14 protein-coding genes and 1 pseudogene are annotated in these 16272 nt (G+C 57.2%); 6 read left to right on the top strand and 9 right to left on the bottom strand.

The genetic code is table 11. The annotated features are described in order from the left end of the window. Nucleotides 1–198: 198 nt before the first annotated feature. Nucleotides 199–630 carry a preQ(1) synthase gene (queF, locus tag NF78_RS16985; protein WP_035987750.1) on the top strand — a complete coding sequence of 144 codons (432 nt, stop codon included), beginning with the start codon at nt 199–201 and terminating at the stop codon, nt 628–630. A gap of 76 nt (nt 631–706) precedes the next feature. On the opposite strand, the gene gghA is transcribed toward queF, so the two are convergent. Next, nucleotides 707–2344, bottom strand: a complete 1638-nt coding sequence (gene gghA, locus NF78_RS16980; RefSeq protein ID WP_035988170.1) for a glucosylglycerol hydrolase — start codon at nt 2342–2344, stop codon at nt 707–709. Nucleotides 2345–2585: 241 nt separating this feature from the next. Between gghA and NF78_RS16975 the strand changes: the two are divergent. Continuing rightward, nucleotides 2586–3128: pseudogene (locus NF78_RS16975) on the top strand (IS630 family transposase); the annotation flags it as partial. A 178-nt stretch (nt 3129–3306) separates the two neighbouring features. On the opposite strand, the gene NF78_RS16970 reads toward NF78_RS16975, so the two are convergent. Next, the gene (locus NF78_RS16970) at nt 3307–3540 is read right to left on the bottom strand and encodes a hypothetical protein (RefSeq protein WP_035988169.1); all 234 of its coding nucleotides are present in this window, start codon (nt 3538–3540) and stop codon (nt 3307–3309) included. Nucleotides 3541–3579: 39 nt separating this feature from the next. After that, nucleotides 3580–3783 carry an NfeD family protein gene (locus tag NF78_RS31245; protein ID WP_156119810.1) on the bottom strand — a complete coding sequence of 68 codons (204 nt, stop codon included), beginning with the start codon at nt 3781–3783 and terminating at the stop codon, nt 3580–3582. 280 nt (nt 3784–4063) lie between these two features. Here NF78_RS31245 and NF78_RS16965 point away from each other — a divergent pair, with 280 nt between their 5' ends. Both NF78_RS16965 and NF78_RS33550 read left to right on the top strand, forming a co-directional pair. Further along, the gene (locus NF78_RS16965; RefSeq protein WP_225885327.1) at nt 4064–6817 is read left to right on the top strand and encodes an NB-ARC domain-containing protein; all 2754 of its coding nucleotides are present in this window, start codon (nt 4064–4066) and stop codon (nt 6815–6817) included. Further along, on the top strand, nt 6733–8271 hold the full coding sequence (locus NF78_RS33550; protein ID WP_225885326.1) for a WD40 repeat domain-containing protein: 1539 nt from the start codon (nt 6733–6735) through the stop codon (nt 8269–8271). Before NF78_RS16965 ends, NF78_RS33550 begins: the two co-directional genes overlap by 85 nt. Nucleotides 8272–8325: 54 nt before the next feature. On the opposite strand, the gene NF78_RS16960 is transcribed toward NF78_RS33550, so the two are convergent. Next, nucleotides 8326–8913: a Uma2 family endonuclease gene (locus NF78_RS16960; protein ID WP_035988167.1), complete on the bottom strand. Its 588-nt coding sequence runs from the start codon at nt 8911–8913 to the stop codon at nt 8326–8328. Nucleotides 8914–8998: 85 nt separating this feature from the next. Beyond that, complete coding sequence (locus tag NF78_RS16955; RefSeq protein ID WP_035988165.1) at nt 8999–9640, bottom strand: Uma2 family endonuclease; 642 nt, start codon at nt 9638–9640, stop codon at nt 8999–9001. Between the two features lie 141 nt (nt 9641–9781). On the opposite strand from NF78_RS16955, the gene NF78_RS16950 reads away from it, so the two are divergent. Beyond that, entirely contained in the window at nt 9782–10048 is a 267-nt protein-coding gene (locus NF78_RS16950) for a type II toxin-antitoxin system ParD family antitoxin (protein WP_035988163.1), read from the top strand. 57 nt (nt 10049–10105) lie between these two features. Here NF78_RS16950 and NF78_RS16945 read toward each other — a convergent pair whose 3' ends face one another. The 4 genes from NF78_RS16945 to NF78_RS16930 form a co-directional block, all read right to left on the bottom strand. Then, nucleotides 10106–10366, bottom strand: a complete 261-nt coding sequence (locus NF78_RS16945; protein WP_035988161.1) for a hypothetical protein — start codon at nt 10364–10366, stop codon at nt 10106–10108. A gap of 74 nt (nt 10367–10440) precedes the next feature. After that, nucleotides 10441–10818, bottom strand: coding sequence for a hypothetical protein (locus NF78_RS16940; RefSeq protein WP_035988158.1), 378 nt, complete (start codon nt 10816–10818; stop codon nt 10441–10443). Between the two features lie 12 nt (nt 10819–10830). Beyond that, on the bottom strand, nt 10831–11373 hold the full coding sequence (locus NF78_RS16935) for a hypothetical protein (RefSeq protein WP_035988156.1): 543 nt from the start codon (nt 11371–11373) through the stop codon (nt 10831–10833). A gap of 26 nt (nt 11374–11399) precedes the next feature. After that, on the bottom strand, nt 11400–12380 hold the full coding sequence (locus tag NF78_RS16930; RefSeq protein ID WP_156119809.1) for a hypothetical protein: 981 nt from the start codon (nt 12378–12380) through the stop codon (nt 11400–11402). Nucleotides 12381–12826: 446 nt separating this feature from the next. Between NF78_RS16930 and mobF the strand changes: the two genes are divergently transcribed. After that, nucleotides 12827–16168 carry a MobF family relaxase gene (gene mobF / locus NF78_RS16925; RefSeq protein WP_052050576.1) on the top strand — a complete coding sequence of 1114 codons (3342 nt, stop codon included), beginning with the start codon at nt 12827–12829 and terminating at the stop codon, nt 16166–16168. Nucleotides 16169–16272: the final 104 nt, after the last annotated feature.

The following is a 16272-nucleotide window of genomic DNA, read 5'->3' as shown; positions in this document are numbered from 1 at the left end:
TGAAGTTTTGGTTAAGCGATTGGAATAACTTTGGTTAAGACAAGTTTGGGGAACTTTAACCTGATTGAGGACATCTATGAGCGATCGCCTCTGTTTCGTCGGGTTAAGAAACCCTGAAAAACGTTACATTATCGAAGGCAACTCTCGCGTTGTTTTTGGGTCTATTGGCCCCGGTCCATTCTTCACTCGGCGCTACCGATGACTCCTGTTTCAGCCTCCCCTGCTCAGTACGGCGATCGCGCCATTCTCCAGGCCAGTGTAGAACCGCTGGAGAAGTGGCCCAATCCCTCGGAGAATGCCTACACCATTCACCTGGAGCACCCGGAGTTTACGGCGCTGTGCCCCCGCTCTGGCTACCCGGATTTTGGCACGGTGGTGGTGGACTACTGTCCGGGGCCGTGGGTGGTGGAGTTGAAGGCGTTTAAGCTCTATATCAATAGTTTTCGGGACCAGCGGGTGAGCCATGAGGCGGTGGCCAATGCGATCGCCGATCGCCTGTGGGAGGAGCTACAGCCCCGGGGGCTGCGGGTGATTGGCGACTACACGCGCCGGGGCGGGGTGAAGACGGTGATCACGGTGAAGAAGGGCGATTGTGCTGGGTTTGAGCCCTACACGGCCAACGTTTTGTGATGCTCAATTTTGGTTGCCGCCCTCCAGGAGGTGTGGGGCAAACGGTTGTTTGCCCCTACGGGGTGCTGGATGGTCATCAGCCTCTGCCCACGCGCTCTAGCAGGACTGCCTGGCTGTCGGTGAGGGTAAAGGCGCTGAGGGCATCGGCGTTGTTCAGGTCTATGCCGGGCGATCGCACCGCCACCCGCCAGCCGTCGCCGTCGAGCTGGAGCCAGTCGGCGGGGGTGACGGTGAGTGGGTCGCCGCCCATGTGGGCCACCATCGCCACCTGCACCTCGGTACCGGCCTCGGCGGGGGAGGTGCGCAGGCCGTAGAACACCGTCTGCTCGTCGGTGTGGATGCGGTTGAAGCGATCCAGCGGGGAGAGGTTTTGCCGCAGCCAGGGGTGGGCGCGGCGGAAGCGGCGCAGGGCCAGGTTGTAGGCCACCCGCTCCGGGTTCAAGTTGTCCTGCTGGAGCCACACGTTGCAGTGCAGCGTGCCGTTTACCGCAGCGGTGGCTAGGGTATTGCCGTCGGGGCTGTAGGCGGCTGCGCTCACCGCCTCCTCGTGGGCGGCAATGGTGTCTCCCCTCGGCTGTAGGGTGGAGCGATCCCAGTTGCGCAGGCTGCCGTCGGCCCCTGCGGTGGTCAACACCTGGCCATCGGGGCTGCTGGTAATGGCTGTAACGCCGCCGGGATGAGCATTGGCCGACTGGCCGGCGGCGGTGCCATCGGCATTCCAAAAGCCCAGGCTGCCGTCGCTGCCGCCGCTGATCAACGCCTGCCCGCCAGCGGGATAGTGGAGGGCTTGCACCGGGCCACTGTGGGCGGTAATCGGCGTGCCTACAGGGGTACCGTCGGCCAGCGACCAGCGCTCGACTAGACCCTCGGCATTGCCGCTGGCGAGGGTCTGACTGTCGGGGGTGAGGGCCAGGGCCAGAATCGGCCCGCCCTCGCCCCCCAGGGGTTCGCCCAGGGGGTTGCCGGTGCGGTCCCAGCGGCGCACGGTACCGTCGGCGCCGCTGGACACCACTGTTTGGCCATCGGGGCTGACGACCACGGCAGAGACTGCCCCCCGGTGGGCATCGGCGATGACGGTTTCGGTGGGGTTGCCGTCGGCATCGAGCCACTGCAGCTGGCCGTCCTCGGTGCCGCGCACCATGAACTGACTGTCTGGGGCCACCGCGACTCCGCCGGGCAGCCTGACAGCCCCCACCGTCACGTTGTCGCTGGCGATCTGTTTGGCCTCCTCAATGGCGGTCTGCCCCTCAGCACTGGTGGCAAAGCCCAAGAAAGCGGCGACGGGCTGACTCGGCTCGCCCTGATAGATGTAGTTACGGGGCTGAGAATAGGGGTAGCGGGGATCGTCGGGCAGCGTGGTGTCCATGCTGACCGGACGCACGGCATCCTGATTCAGCACCTCGGAGGAAATGGCGTAGCTGATGCCGTCTCGCCCCAGCTCTCGCACGATCGCAGCGGTATCGTCCTCCTCCATCTGAATCGCGTTGTCGCCGGTTTCAAAGGGCTGCTGGCTGAAAATCTCGTAGTCGGCCAGGGCCAGGCGAGTATCGCTCTCGTCCGGGCGATCGACGAAGCGGATCGGCAGGTTTGGCCCTCCGACCTCCGACCAGTTGGTGATTTCGCCGCGAAAGATGGCGGCAAAGTCGTCAAAGGTTAAATCCCCTTGGAACGGGTTGTCTCGACCCACAATTACGTAGAGATCCTGTGGTTTCAATCCTAGCGTTTCCTCTAGCCCTGCTTAGGATTCAAGATTCGATACGATAACGTGGGATAGTCTTCGGCTGCCTACAGGGATTGAAGAAGTTGGGCCAAAGCAAATGTTACGCTATAGGCTGAATTTGCCCAACTGACCGTATTCCCTCTGCGCCCCTATGTTAGAACCTTCGCTGCTGCGCGCCCTTGTGTGGACCGACTACCGCCTTGCCGTCCTGTTTACGGTATTTCTGCCGCTGGTAAAGACCTACGGCTACCGTCAGCGAGACGAGCACAAGCGACAGGCGTTCATAGCCAAAGTTCCTGAGTCTAGGGCTCGGCATCTGGTCTACGTGGATGAGTCGGGAATGGATGAGCGTGATGCCTACGGATACGGCTATGCCCCAGCAGGAGCGCGGTGCTATGACCTTAAATCCGGGCAACGCGGTAGGCGCGTCAACATGATCGCCGGGTATCGGGGGCATCAACTCATCGCGCCGTTTACCGTCGAAGGGGCGTGTAACCGCACCGTCTTTGAAACCTGGTTGGAGACCTGCTTGATTCCAGAGTTGTGTCCTGGAGACTGGGTGGTGCTGGATAATGCCACCTTTCATCATGGCGGGCGCATTGCCGAATTGATTGAATCGGCAGGCTGTGAGGTGGTTTATCTCCCACCGTACTCCCCTGACCTAAATCGCATTGAAAAGTGCTGGGGGTGGTTGAAAAGCCGGATCCGAAAAGCCCTCCCCCACGACGATGGCCTGCGGGCCGCTATTGAGGCTGTCCTCAAGCAAGCGGTGTCCTAACCTAAGTGGCTATAGCTATAACAGCCCGGAGGTGATTTACCGCCACTATGCCGGGAAGAAGCGCGATCTCCAGGTGCCGGAACTGTGATCTAGATGAAAGCGGTTTAGTAAATCAGGGTGCCTACTTTCCTAGCAAACAATACCCTTGCTGGCATTGGGTCGGTGATCGGTTGAACAATTAGTATCGAATGGACTCGATGATGATAGCGATCGCTGCCAGGCAGCCAATCAACACCGAGGCACGGAGCAGCAAGTGCTCTACAACGATTACGATGACCTCGGTGATGAGCCAATACTCCAGGATGAAGGCCATGATGTAGGCGATTGTGCAGCCTGCTAGCGCCAGCAAGAAGTATTTCACAGTTTTGAACGTCAGTTCCAAAAGCCACCTGCGGGGCTGTTGTTGTTTCATGGGGTTGCCTCCGCTAGGGTAGAGGCTTGACCAAGAGCGTCAGAGCGTCACGGTGTCTACCACTTCGACTGGGGCACCAGGGTGCAGGTCGCTAGACGCATCAGGCTGCAAGAATCGGGCAGGCCAGTAGGAGGCCTGAAAGTAAACGCGCCCTGGGGTTGAGGGGGTAATGGTGCGCTCGACGATACCTCGACCTTGAAAGGTGGTCAGGCCAAAGGATGGGGAGAGGGTAGAAAGAGTCATAGGGACTTTCCTCCGAAGGTGAAGGGACGAAGCATTGACTGAACTCGGTATGAAGTCAGTAAACAAAAGAAGCCTGAGATATCTAAGGAAAGTTGGGTGGGTTAGGAGAAAGTTGGTAGAAATTTTGGCTGCACCCGATACCGTTTCTGGTAACCCCTATAGGACAAGGCTTCCAGCGGCTGGGCAGGTTTGGAAAAGATGGCGTATTATCGATGCATTCCCTAAGAACTTTCCCTTAACTTTCCGATCGCACTGAATCGTCACCTACCCATCTACCGCCATGAGCCGTCGTCAACGTGGCGTTGTCTTGACCGATCGCGGTAAGCAACGCCTGGAAGCTGCGATCGCATCTGCCCAAAACCAGGAAAAATATGGTGCTCGCTTCACCCAAACGGAACTTGCGGAACGCTCCCAGCTCAGCGGAAAGACCATCAAAAAGATTTGCGAGCAAACATCTGCCACGGATGACCGCTCGATTCGGGCGCTGTTCGGAGCTTTCGGCCTGGAGCTAGAACCCGCCGACTACGGTCAATCCGAACCATCTGCTCTGCCAGCTAGCTCTGAATCTACAGCCAGAAGACAACCCTCAAACACCAAAATCGACTGGGGCGAGAAGCCCGACACTGCACTTTTCTTTGGCCGCACCGCAGAATTGGCTACCCTCAATCGCTGGGTGCAGGGTGACCAGTGTCGATTGATCACCTTGTTAGGCATGGGTGGCATTGGCAAAACTTCCCTGGCGGCAAAGCTGACTAACCAGGTCTACGATCGCTTCGACTACGTCATCTGGCGCAGCCTGCGAGAAGCCCCACCCCTAGATGAAATCTTGGTGCGGTTAATTCAGTTTCTCTCTGACCAGCAAGAGACCGAAATCAACCTGCCGACCCGGTTGGGAGAGCGCATCATTCGCCTGCTGCACTTTCTGCGCGAATATCGCTGCCTGGTGGTGCTCGACAACCTGGAGTCGATCTTGCAGGCCGAAACAGCGGGCCATTACCGAGATGGCTATGAAGGCTATGGCGAACTCATTCAACGCATCGGCAGCACCGAGCACCAAAGCTGCCTGCTGCTCACCAGCCGAGAATGCCCCAGAGAGCTGGCTCCCCTAGCGGGTGACCTGACGCCGGTACGCCTGTGGTCAGTCGGCAGCATCGACACTGAGGCCGGGCGAGAAATTTTAAAAACCAAAGGCTTGGCCCTGGATGAGGCCGATGACAAGGGGCAAGAGCTGATTCGCCGTTGTAGTGGCAACCCCCAGGCGCTGCATCTGGTGGCAACGGCCATTCAACGGGAGTTTTTGGGCGATGTTGATGACTTTTTGCAGGAGCAGGTGACGGCGGTTGAAGATGTGCGGAGCCTGCTAGACCAGCACCTGAGCCGCTTGGCCCCATTGGAGCGATCGGTCTTGTTTTGGCTGGCCATTAACCGTGAACCTGTTGGCCTGGATGAGTTAATGGAAGACTTACTGCCGCCCGTGACTAAGCAGGAGGTGCGGGGGGCATTGAGGGGATTGAGCGATCGCTACCTAATAGAGGCAGTTGCTAAGCAGTTCACCCTTCAGAACGTGATTATGGAGTTTGCTACGGATCGATTTGTGGAGCAGGTTAGTAGAGAATTAGAGATACAAGAGTTTGACCTATTTCATACCCATGCTTTAACTAAGGCAACAGCTAAAGATTACGTGCGAGAAACTCAAATTCGGCTTATTCTCAAGCCCATCACAGTCCACATTGTCAACCCAGTCCAGAAAGTCAGTGATTCCTTACCAACCATACGCCAGCATCCTGGTTGGGATGAGGGCTATGCCGCTGGAAATTTATTGAACATGCTATGTCAATCTCAATCAGAGACCCAGCAATTTGACTTTTCTCAACTCACCCTCAGACAAGCCTACCTAAAGGGATTGCAACTGCATGGGTTGAACTTAGCCAACATTCAATGGGTTAAACCCGCCCTGACTAATCCGTTTGGGGTCATCAGCGCAGTTGCTTACAGTCCCGATGGGCAATGGCTAGCGACAGGCAGCGATGATGGGACTATCCGGCTGTGGCAGGTGAGCACAGGCCAATGCCACAAGACCTTCATAGGCCATACCGCCTGGGTCAGATCAGTGGTATTTAGTCCCAATGGGCAATGGCTGGCGACAGGCAGCAATGATACAACTATCCGACTATGGCAGGTGAGCACAGGTCAATGCCACAAGACCTTCACTGGCCATTCCGTTCGGGTCAGCTCGGTGATATTTAGCCCCAATGGGCAATGGATGGCGACGAGCAGTGATGATGCAACTATCCGGCTATGGGAGGTGAGCACGGGCCAGTGCCACAGGACCTTCACTGGCCATACTAACAGTGTCAGATCGGTGGTGTTTAGCCCCGATGGGCAGTGGTTGGCGACGGGCAGCGATGATGCAACTATCCGGCTGTGGCAGGTGAGCACGGGCCAGTGCCACAGGACCCTCGCTGGCCATGCCAACAGTGTCAGATCGGTAGTGTTTAGCCCCGATGGGCAGTGGTTGGCAACGGGCAGCGATGATACAACTATCTGGCTATGGCAGGTGAGCACAGGTCAATGCCACAAGACCTTTACAGGCCATACCAACTGGGTCACCTCGGTGGTATTTAGCCCTGATGGGCAATGGCTGGCGACGGGCAGCGATGATGCAACTATCCGGCTGTGGCAGGTGAGCACGGGCCAGTGCCACAGGACCTTCACTGGCCATACCAGCTATGTCACCTCGGTGGTGTTTAGCCCCGATGGGCAATGGCTGGCAACGGGTAGCAGTGATGCAACTATCCGGCTGTGGCAGATGACCACGGGCCAATGCCACAAGACCTTTACAGGCCATACCAACTGGGTTAGATCAGTGGTATTTAGCCCCGATGAGCAATGGCTGGCGACGGGCGGCAATGATACAACTATCCGACTGTGGCAGGTGAGCACAGGCCAATGCCACAAGACCTTTACAGGCCATACTCGGGCCATACCAACTGGGTCAGCTCGGTGGTATTTAGCCCCGATGGGCAATGGCTAGCTTCGGGCAGCAGTGATGCGACTATCCGGCTATGGGAGGTGAGCACAGGCCAATGCCACAAGACCTTCACAGGCCATACCAACTGGGTCAGCTCGGTGGTATTTAGCCCCGATGGGCAATGGCTAGCTTCGGGCAGCAGTGATGCGACTATCCGGCTATGGGAGGTGAGCACAGGCCAATGCCACAAGACCTTCACAGACCATACCAACTGGGTTAGATCAGTGGTGTTTAGCCCTAATGGACAATGGCTAGCTTCGGGCAGCAGTGATGCGACTATCCGGCTATGGGAGGTGAGCACAGGCCAATGCCACAAGACCTTCACAGACCATACCAACTGGGTTAGATCAGTGGTGTTTAGCCCTAATGGACAATGGCTAGCTTCGGGCAGCAGTGATGCGACTATCCGGCTATGGGAGGTGAGCACAGGCCAATGCCACAAGACCTTCACAGGCCATACCAACTGGGTCAGCTCGGTGGTATTTAGCCCCGATGGGCAATGGCTAGCTTCGGGCAGCAGTGATGCGACTATCCGGCTATGGGAGGTGAGCACAGGCCAATGCCACAAGACCTTCACAGGCCATACCAACTGGGTCAGCTCGGTGGTATTTAGCCCCGATGGGCAATGGCTAGCTTCGGGCAGCAGTGATGCGACTATCCGGCTATGGGAGGTGAGCACAGGCCAATGCCACAAGACCTTCACAGGCCATACCAACTGGGTCAGCTCGGTGGTATTTAGCCCCGATGGGCAATGGCTAGCTTCGGGCAGCAGTGATGCGACTATCCGGCTGTGGCAGGTGAGCACAGGCCAATGCCACAAGACTTTTACAGGCCATACCCGCTGGGTCAGCTCGGTGGTATTTAGTCCCGATGGACAATGGCTAGCTTCGGGCAGCAGTGATGCGACTATCCGGCTGTGGGAGGTGAGCACAGGTCAATGCCACAAGACTTTCACAGGCCATACCAACTGGGTCAGCTCGGTGGTATTTAGCCCCGATGGGCAATGGCTAGCTTCGGGCAGCAGTGATGCGACTATCCGGCTATGGGAGGTGAGCACAGGCCAATGCCACAAGACCTTCACAGACCATACCAACTGGGTTAGATCAGTGGTGTTTAGCCCTAATGGACAATGGCTAGCTTCGGGCAGCAGTGATGCGACTATCCGGCTATGGGAGGTGAGCACAGGCCAATGCCACAAGACCTTCACAGGCCATACCAACTGGGTCAGCTCGGTAGTGTTTAGCCCCGATGGGCAGTGGCTGGCGACGGGTGGCGATGATGCAACTATCCGGCTGTGGCAGGTGAGAACAGGCCAATGTCTGGCAGTCTGGCGCATTCCTCGACCCTATGAAGGCACCAACATTACCGGGGCACAAGGTCTAACTAAAGCCCAACGGGCTTCCTTGCTAGCTCTGGGTGCCATTGATTCCTCTTTAGAGGCAGCACCTCGGCCATAATAGTTGCTTCGGACCAGCCAAAAAATTCTGGGTTTACGTGTAATGTATAATGGATCAGACTTCAGCTTCACTAGCGTCTTGGTCTAACACCACATCTTCATAAATCGACTCCATCGGCACCATTATTCCCAGACTGACTAACTCAATAATTTCACTTGATCCATAGGGAATAAAAGCCCAACTTCCATCAATATTACGACGAAACACCTCCACTGTTTTAGCCTCAGAGCCGACCAAAACATACTCCTTCAGACTGTCTAACCGACGGTAGAGCGTAAACTTTCCACCCCGGTCATAGGCTTCTGTCCCCGGCGAGACTACCTCCACAATCAAGCAAGGATATCGAGAAAACTTTTGCGCTGTGCGGTCGCGCTCGTCACAACTCACACTCACATCCGGGTAAACAAACGGGCCATCCTCCGTAATGCCGACCTTCGCATCAGAGTTTCGCACCTTGCAGCGCCCCTGCAACTGCGCCTTTAAAAGACTGGCCACATTCAGAGCAATATCAGCATGGGGCAGCGAGCCCCCAGCCATGGCAAAAACTTCGCCATCAAAATACTCGTACCGCAGCTCTTGCTGGGCTTCCCACTCAAAGTACTCTTGCGGCGTGAGGCGATGGTGTACTTGGGCAGAAACCATTGGCAAAGCCCCGACAGAACAAGGTTGAGCCTATATTGTAGACCAGCCTGACTTACAGCTTCTCAACAGAAAACACTCACCAGATTTAAGTCAAAGCCTTCATCAGCCAGCCCATAAGGGTGGTGTCGTCTTCGGCCTGAGAGCGATGCAGCGCCTCTTCAATCAACGACATCTCCAGCCCTGGCAGCACCCCCGAAACTCGAATTTGTCGGCTCCCCCCCTCAGCCACAGCAAAGGCAATCACCTGCTGCTCTGCCACATTCACCACCCAGTATTCGCTAACCCCCAGTCGCTCATAGAGCAGTCGCTTGGCCCCCAGATCGTCTTTGAACGAGCTGCCGCCAATCTCAATCGCCAGGGTCGGCGGGCCGTAGACATTGATATCAATAGGGGAGTTGTCTTGGGGTGGCAGCCGAAAGTCTGGCCCAATGTAGAAGGCGACATCGGGCTGGCAGCCCCGCTCTCCAGTTTTGTGGAAGCTGCCGTTAGTAAACTCGGCCAGTCGCACCGATCGCACCATGCCAAAGAGACTAACCACCTTAGAGACCACACTGTTTTGCCGCGCATGCCCACCACCCAAAGCAGCCATCTCAACCCTCATGTAGCCGTTATCGAAATAGCCTCGGCCTTCGTCGTAGGGAGCGGTGTCCATGGTGGCAACGAAATCCTCCCAGGTGGCCTTGACCCAGGTATCGGTCTGTAGGGCTAGCGAAGTAGAGAGTGCCATGGTACAAAACTTCCTCAATGCAAGGCCGCCGTTGAGTTTGATCTTAGCCTACCGCCGCTGCACCACCTGCCGCCCCTGCTGTCTCGACAGGTACAGGCCATAAAATAAGGTATGCAGATCTCCAGGACGCAAGGCAAACCTATGGAAATCGCCCTAACGCCAGAGGTTGAGCAGTACATTCAGGCAAAAGTCAGCAGCGGCCAGTATGCCTCTGCTCGTGAGGTGTTCCTGACAGGCATCAAACTCCTGCAAGACATTGAGCAGACCTACCAAGGCCGCTACCAGGCCCTGCGCGATGAAGTCAACATCGGCATCGAGGCCGCCGATCGCGGGGAAGTGGTAGATGCCGAAAACGTATTTGGCCAACTACAAGAGCGCCTAAACCAGAAGCGTAATCAGCTCCAATGAGCAAGATTTCCGCTTCGCAACTCCATTTGGCACGAAGCGGTACTTACGAGCCACAATCTATTTCTTGGCTCTCTGCTTTTTGGAGTAGCTCAATAGCCCCTGCCGGTAGACCTCGATCGCCCGCATGTGGGCCTTCGGGTTATCCCGATTGTGCAGCCAATCCCGAATCAGCTCCAGGTTGTAGCGCACACAGCGGCTGTTAATCCGCACCCAGTGGATGCCCTCAATCCAGTCGCCCGCCAACCGATACTTCTTCAGCGTCGAGTAGCTCAGGTTTAGCTGCTCCGATGCCGTGTGCTTATTCGCAAATGCAAGCATGATACCTACACTCCAATAAAAAATCTTGATACCGTGCCCTACCCGGCGAGCGACGCTGCGCTCCGACCCTAGGGCTACTCCATTTCCAACCCAGGCTGCTGCCGCCGAGTCCCCTGGCTTTGTCCAGAGACTCGTTGCATCGCCATCAGCACGGTAGATCGCACATATTGACTCATTGCCGCTGCCGGAGCCCCCTTTTGATGCACCTGGTGCTGCACATACGGCCCCTGGTGCAGCACCCCCACCGCCGACTTTTGTGAATAGCCCGCCCGCAGCACCGCCTCCGCCACGGCATCGTCGAGCTTGATTGCCGCCCAGTCGTTCGAGGCAAACTGCTGGTAGAGCGTGGCGTAATCCACCTCATCCCCAACCACCCGCTGTGCAAAGGTGAGATAGGCCTGCCGGGCCTGCGCCCCTACCTCGGTTGCCGGTTCCTTTGGCGTCAACTCCATCGCGCTATCCTCCTACGACACCAGGTCTTTGGGTGAAACGGATTCAAATTCCTGAAACATGTCCAGCTCAAACCCCACGCCTTCTTCCCCCGGCGGCACCAGCATAGGGTCGGTAGATGACACCCCCGCTGCGGTCGGTAATGTCGGCGTTTTCTGAGGACTCAGCGCACCTGCTCCCACATACCGTTGGAGCACTCGCTCCACCGTACGCTCCAGGGCTACCTCCAGTTCCGGCGTCACTGCCTCAGACTGGGGCAACTCCACCTCAAAGGTCTCCGCAATCAGCTCCATCTGCCGCTGGAGGGTCATCAGCGACTCCCGAGCCAGCACCTTCAGCTCATCGTCATTGACCTGGCCCTGCATCTGAAAAGCAAATGGTCGCCAAAAGGCGGCGATCGCCTCCACTCCCTTCTGCTTGCCCATCTGGCTCGGCAGTTTGGGGTTGTGCATCAGATACTGAAACACCACCCCCAGAGCTGACTCCAGATCCACATTGAAGGAGAACAGGATTCGCTTGCGGTTTTGACGTTTATCGGGCTGAGACTTGGAAGCCATAGGTTTTGTGACGTGCTCTCTAAACTCTAAACGGCGACGGAATCGAGCGTACCGATCAGCCCTCGAAACAGGCCATAGCTATCGGCCATACGTAACGTCATCGAGGGAATCTGGGCCGATTCGGGCAACCCCCGCACCAGCGCCTCCAGCCGCCGAGGGCCACCTTCGGTAAACAGCACCCGCTGGGACAACCCCAGCTCTGTGAAATAAGCACTCAGCCGCGACCTAAGGATCGACGACGCCCCGCCGCTGATGATCACCTCGGTATTCACCGCTGCGAGCTGGGGCATGACCTGGTCTTGCCAGTAGGTCAGCACCGCCTGCCAGTAGGTATCGAGGCAGGCCGTCATCGGGTCACTGAAGTCAAACAATCGCCCCCGCGCCACCGAGAGCTGTTGGGGTTGGTCGGATGCGATCGCCGCCATTAGAAAGCCATAATCGGGCTGCGTTACCCCGGCAGATCGCGCTGCCTTCTCAAACATCGACCAAAATCCCGGCCCGTTGGAATTTGACCCCGCCGCTCGCAACGAGCCGCCGTCGAAGCACAGCACCGACAGATTGCGGTGACCCATCATCACAATCAGGGTGCGGCGCTGGTTGATGTCCTGCCCCACCGCCTCTAACTCACCCTTCCGGTTCAAGTACAGCCCAAACCCCTCAGGGAACGCCTGCATCGTCAGCCCTACCTGCAACGGCTCTCCCCGAAACCGAAACCCGCCCTGGCAGATGGCCTCCACCTGAGTACGGATCGCATCGCGAGTGCCCAACTCGGTCAAGGGCAAGGCCAACCACAGAATCGCCTCAAAGGAAGATGGTAACGACTCCAACTCAGCCACTACCCCCAGCGCCGCTGCAATCTTGTAGGCCGCCAACTCAGACTTATTGGCGCGAATACTGTTGGACTCCAAGCAAGTCTTCGCCGACTCCCCCACCAGCACCACCTGATCATCCAACTCCAGCCAGGCTGAATCTTGGGGACGAGTACTGCCTCGAAATTGGGTTAACACTGCTTGGGATAAATTGGGAGCAACTTCTGCACCCATCCAGAGAGGCAATGTAGCTCCTCCTCCCACCCGATAGAAGACCTTCGAAGCTGACGATCCGAGGTCAGCCACCATCAAAACCTTTGGTTTTTCATTTAAAGCGTGCGGCATAGGCCGTTCCAAACGCGACATCCCCACCATAGACCACCCTTGCAGAAATGGGAATATATGGGATGTCAATATTCGTAAATTTTGCCCAAAATGCCAAAACAGGGATAGTATGGGAATTAAGTTTCGGGTCCTGTATCCGAGTGCTGCGCCCCTGTCGGGGGCTTCGCGGAGAGGCCACACAGTACGCCAAGGTTTTGGCAAAAACCGGGCAATGGCTCTCCCTAAAGGGTTTCTACCGCTTTTGAAGACGCTATCGCTTTCGCTTCAGGGTGGCGTCATGTTTTTAACCCAGCTTCTCCATGCTTTCCACGAGCAACCTCTCTGCGGCTCAGGCGGAGACCTATTACACCCACGAGGACTATTACTCGGCAGAAGAAGCCGCTCACCCGACAAAGTGGGTGGGCAAAGGAGCTGCGTCGTTGGGTCTGGCTGGGGTTGTCAATCAACAGGAGTTCAGCCAGATGCTTTCTGGGCAGGCTACGGATGGGCAGTCCCTAACCGGAAAAGTGGTTGACCCAGAAAAGCGGCGGGCGGCAACAGACTTTACCTTTAGTGCCCCCAAGAGCGTCAGCATTGCGGCCCTGGTGCAGCAGGACGAGCGGGTGTTGGAGGCCCATCATCAGGCGGTGGCCAAGGCTTTATCAGTACTGGAAGAGCGGTATGCCCAGACCCGAATTTCGACGGAGGCGGGGCGGACGAAAGTGACGACCGGCAGTATTGCCGCAGCAGTGTTCACCCATTCCACCAGCCGGGAGGCGGAGCCGCAGCTGCACAGCCATTGTGTGGTGATGAATGCGACGCAGTTGGCGGATGGGCGGTGGTTTAGCTTGAGCAATGAACGTGCGATCGCCAACCAAAAGCTCCTGGGCCAGATCTATCAGAATGAGCTGGCAGTCATGCTCCAGCAGCAGGGATACCAGATTGATCCCAAGGCTCACGGTCAGTTTGAGTTGGTGGGGTATTCGCCGGAGTTGCTGAAGGCCTTTTCGACCCGTCGACAGCAGATTCTAAAGCTGATTGAAGAATGGGAGGCGACGGGGTCTGAGAACAACCGGGCGATGCGGGAGACGGCCACGCTGGTGTCGCGGAAGCGGAAGCCCAAGGAGGTGGACGAGGGGCTGTTACAGCGGGGGTGGAGTGCCCTGATTCAGTTGAAGGGGTTGGAATTACCGGAGCTACCAAGAGGCATAGCCCAAGCAATCATCGATCAGCCATCGGCTACCTCTGTAATTGATGCTGCGATTCAGCACTGCGGGGAGCGGGAGTCGGTGTTTCGGCAGACGACGCTGGAGCGGTTTGTGTTTGAGCACGAGTTGGGGGTGCAGAGGTTTGAGGCGATTGAGGGCGCGATCGCCGACAGCCCGGAACTGATCCGGGTTGCCGACGGCAAGTTCACTACTCAAACTGCCCTCAATCTTGAACTCAACACGATCCGCTTAATGCAGCAAGGTCGGGGACAGGAGGATGCGATTGTCCCCAGTGGTACCCAGATAGAGAGCCTGGTGAGCCACTCGTTGAACCCGGAACAGCAAAACGCGGTGGTAATCGCAGCGACCACACCCGATGCGGTGATGGCGTGGCAAGGGGTAGCCGGGGCAGGTAAGACTTATGCGTTGAGTGTGTTGAAGGATCTGGCTCAGGCCGAGGGATACATCATTCGAGGGTTGGCTCCTAGTGCTGAAGCGGCCCATGTTTTGGGAGAGTCGCTGGGGATTGAAACCACGACCGTAGCGGGCCTGTTAGTCTCTGATACGCCTGATCAAACACCTCAACCAACACTCTGGATTGTGGACGAGGCGGGGCTGTTGAGCATGAAAGATGCTTATGCCCTGTTGCGACGGGCGGCATTGGAACGGGCCAGGGTCTTGCTGGTAGGCGATACCCGTCAGCTATCAGCGGTTGAGGCGGGTAATCCTTTCAAGAGCTTGCAGGCGGGCGGGATGGCGACCGCTTATCTGGAGACTCATCGGCGGCAGCGGAATGGGGTGCTGCGATCGGCTGTGGAGCTAGTGGCTCAGGGGCAGGTCAGTGAAGGCATTGAGCTATTGGCCCAAGCGGGCTACGTCAAAGAAGAGGCTCAAGCTCAGTCGAGGATTCAGCAGGTGGCCACCGATTACCTTGCACTGACGGTAGAGGAGCGGGAGGCCTCGCTGGTGCTGGCGGGGACGAATGTGGAACGGTTGGCTCTGACTCAGGCGATGCGATTGGGGTTACAGGATGAAGGGGCTTTGGGCGCGGATGGCTTTGTGATGCAGAGCTTACGCCGCAAGGATTTGACCACGGCGCAGGCCAGTTATCTCAAGGCCTATGCACCAGGCGATGTGCTGGTGCCGATTCAGGATTATCGGAAGCAGGGGTTGATCAGAGGCGAGCAGTACCGAGTGATCGCGGTGAATTCTGAAGATCAACAGGTGGTGCTGGAGACTCCGGGGGGATCGGTGCTGCTAGTTGATCCGGCAGCGTGCCCTCGTAAGACGGCGTACACAACACAAGCCATTTCGGTGGCGGTGGGCGATCGATTCAAATGGACACGCAATAACCCCAAAGCCGGAATTCGCAATGGACAGGGATTTGTGGTGATGGGGCTGGAGGTTGATGGGACAGCGGTGATTCGAGATGGGGCAGGCCAAACCTCCACTATCAATCTCAACGGGAATCAATATATCGACTACGCCTGGGTGAGCACCACCTACAGCAGCCAGGGCAAGACGGCGGAGCGGGTGCTGGCCCTGCTGGGCGAAACGACCAATCGAGAAGCGTTTTACGTGGCGATTTCTAGAGCCAAGCGGGAGGTGACCCTGTACACCACCAGCCAGGCCGACTTGGTGCGGTTGGCCCAGGTGTCGCGGGCCAAGGAGAACGTGAGTGATTACGTGCCTTTAACTCAACAGGTTATTAACCATGGACAATTACTCGAACGGGAACAACGGCAACCAGAACCTATCCCCGGCTTTGACCCCAGAGCAGTGGGAGAACGTATTGGCCAGCGTGTTGCAGAGCAGCTTAGAGCCGCTACGGGCCGAGACTTGCATGAACACTCAGCGGGTGCTGCACCTGGAAGATCACGTTCAGACTCTTGGAGAGGATTTGGCGATGTGGCCGCGACATTGGAACCAGAGCTTGGGGCGCTTGGTCGCGCAATTGCAGCGTATCGTCAGCGACGAAACTTCGTCCGATGCGCAGGCGACCTTGCAGGAGCAGTTGCGGCGGCTAATTGCGGCCTTGAGCAGTTGGAACGGGCAGCTCAAGACCGAGCTGGCCTTGCAGCAGCAGTTGATCGCCTCACTAGAGCAGTTGGAAGGACGGTTGGAAGAGAGCAGCACAGGGTAGAGGCCCAGGAACTGCCAAAGGTGAATTCGAGGGAGCAGCTCTTGGCGCAGTGGGAACAGTATTCGGCGGGGCTGCCGTTAGTGAGTTTGGAGTTGCGGGTGGCGCAGCGGGCATTGCGGGATGGGTGCTCGGCTAAGGAGGTGGCGCTGATGCTGGTGGCGGGGAGTGAGACGGTGAGGCTGATCTATGACAAGCAAGGTAGGAAAGAGGCGATCGCCTTTGCCCAGCACATAGTTACTGTTGCTAGTCCACACCGCACCTCATCTACAGTTACGAAGCACAACAGCCGTGGACTAGAGTTAGGCGATTGAAGCGGCTGTGGAGCCTTTTAGTTTTGAATCATAGCTGAGGTGGGTAGAACGATCGCCTTCTCAACCCCTATGGTGAAGTAGCATAGCAATCAAGCTGCCTGGCA

Origin of the sequence: Leptolyngbya sp. KIOST-1, from assembly GCF_000763385.1 — a bacterium.
Classification (GTDB): Bacteria; Cyanobacteriota; Cyanobacteriia; order Phormidesmidales; family Phormidesmidaceae; genus Nodosilinea.
The sequence above is the reverse complement of the archived record's forward strand: the minus strand, read 5'-3'. Positions and strand labels throughout refer to the sequence as shown.

Coding starts and splice junctions, on each gene's coding strand:
- NF78_RS16965 (WP_225885327.1), top strand. CDS start 4,064: ATGAGCCGTCGTCAACGTGGCGTTGTCTTGACCGATCGCGGTAAGCAA.
- NF78_RS16950 (WP_035988163.1), top strand. CDS start 9,782: ATGGAAATCGCCCTAACGCCAGAGGTTGAGCAGTACATTCAGGCAAAA.
- NF78_RS16960 (WP_035988167.1), bottom strand. CDS start 8,913: ATGGTTTCTGCCCAAGTACACCATCGCCTCACGCCGCAAGAGTACTTT.
- NF78_RS16970 (WP_035988169.1), bottom strand. CDS start 3,540: ATGAAACAACAACAGCCCCGCAGGTGGCTTTTGGAACTGACGTTCAAA.
- NF78_RS33550 (WP_225885326.1), top strand. CDS start 6,733: ATGCCACAAGACCTTTACAGGCCATACTCGGGCCATACCAACTGGGTC.
- queF (WP_035987750.1), top strand. CDS start 199: ATGACTCCTGTTTCAGCCTCCCCTGCTCAGTACGGCGATCGCGCCATT.
- NF78_RS31245 (WP_156119810.1), bottom strand. CDS start 3,783: ATGACTCTTTCTACCCTCTCCCCATCCTTTGGCCTGACCACCTTTCAA.
- NF78_RS16945 (WP_035988161.1), bottom strand. CDS start 10,366: ATGCTTGCATTTGCGAATAAGCACACGGCATCGGAGCAGCTAAACCTG.
- mobF (WP_052050576.1), top strand. CDS start 12,827: ATGCTTTCCACGAGCAACCTCTCTGCGGCTCAGGCGGAGACCTATTAC.
- NF78_RS16940 (WP_035988158.1), bottom strand. CDS start 10,818: ATGGAGTTGACGCCAAAGGAACCGGCAACCGAGGTAGGGGCGCAGGCC.
- NF78_RS16955 (WP_035988165.1), bottom strand. CDS start 9,640: ATGGCACTCTCTACTTCGCTAGCCCTACAGACCGATACCTGGGTCAAG.
- NF78_RS16935 (WP_035988156.1), bottom strand. CDS start 11,373: ATGGCTTCCAAGTCTCAGCCCGATAAACGTCAAAACCGCAAGCGAATC.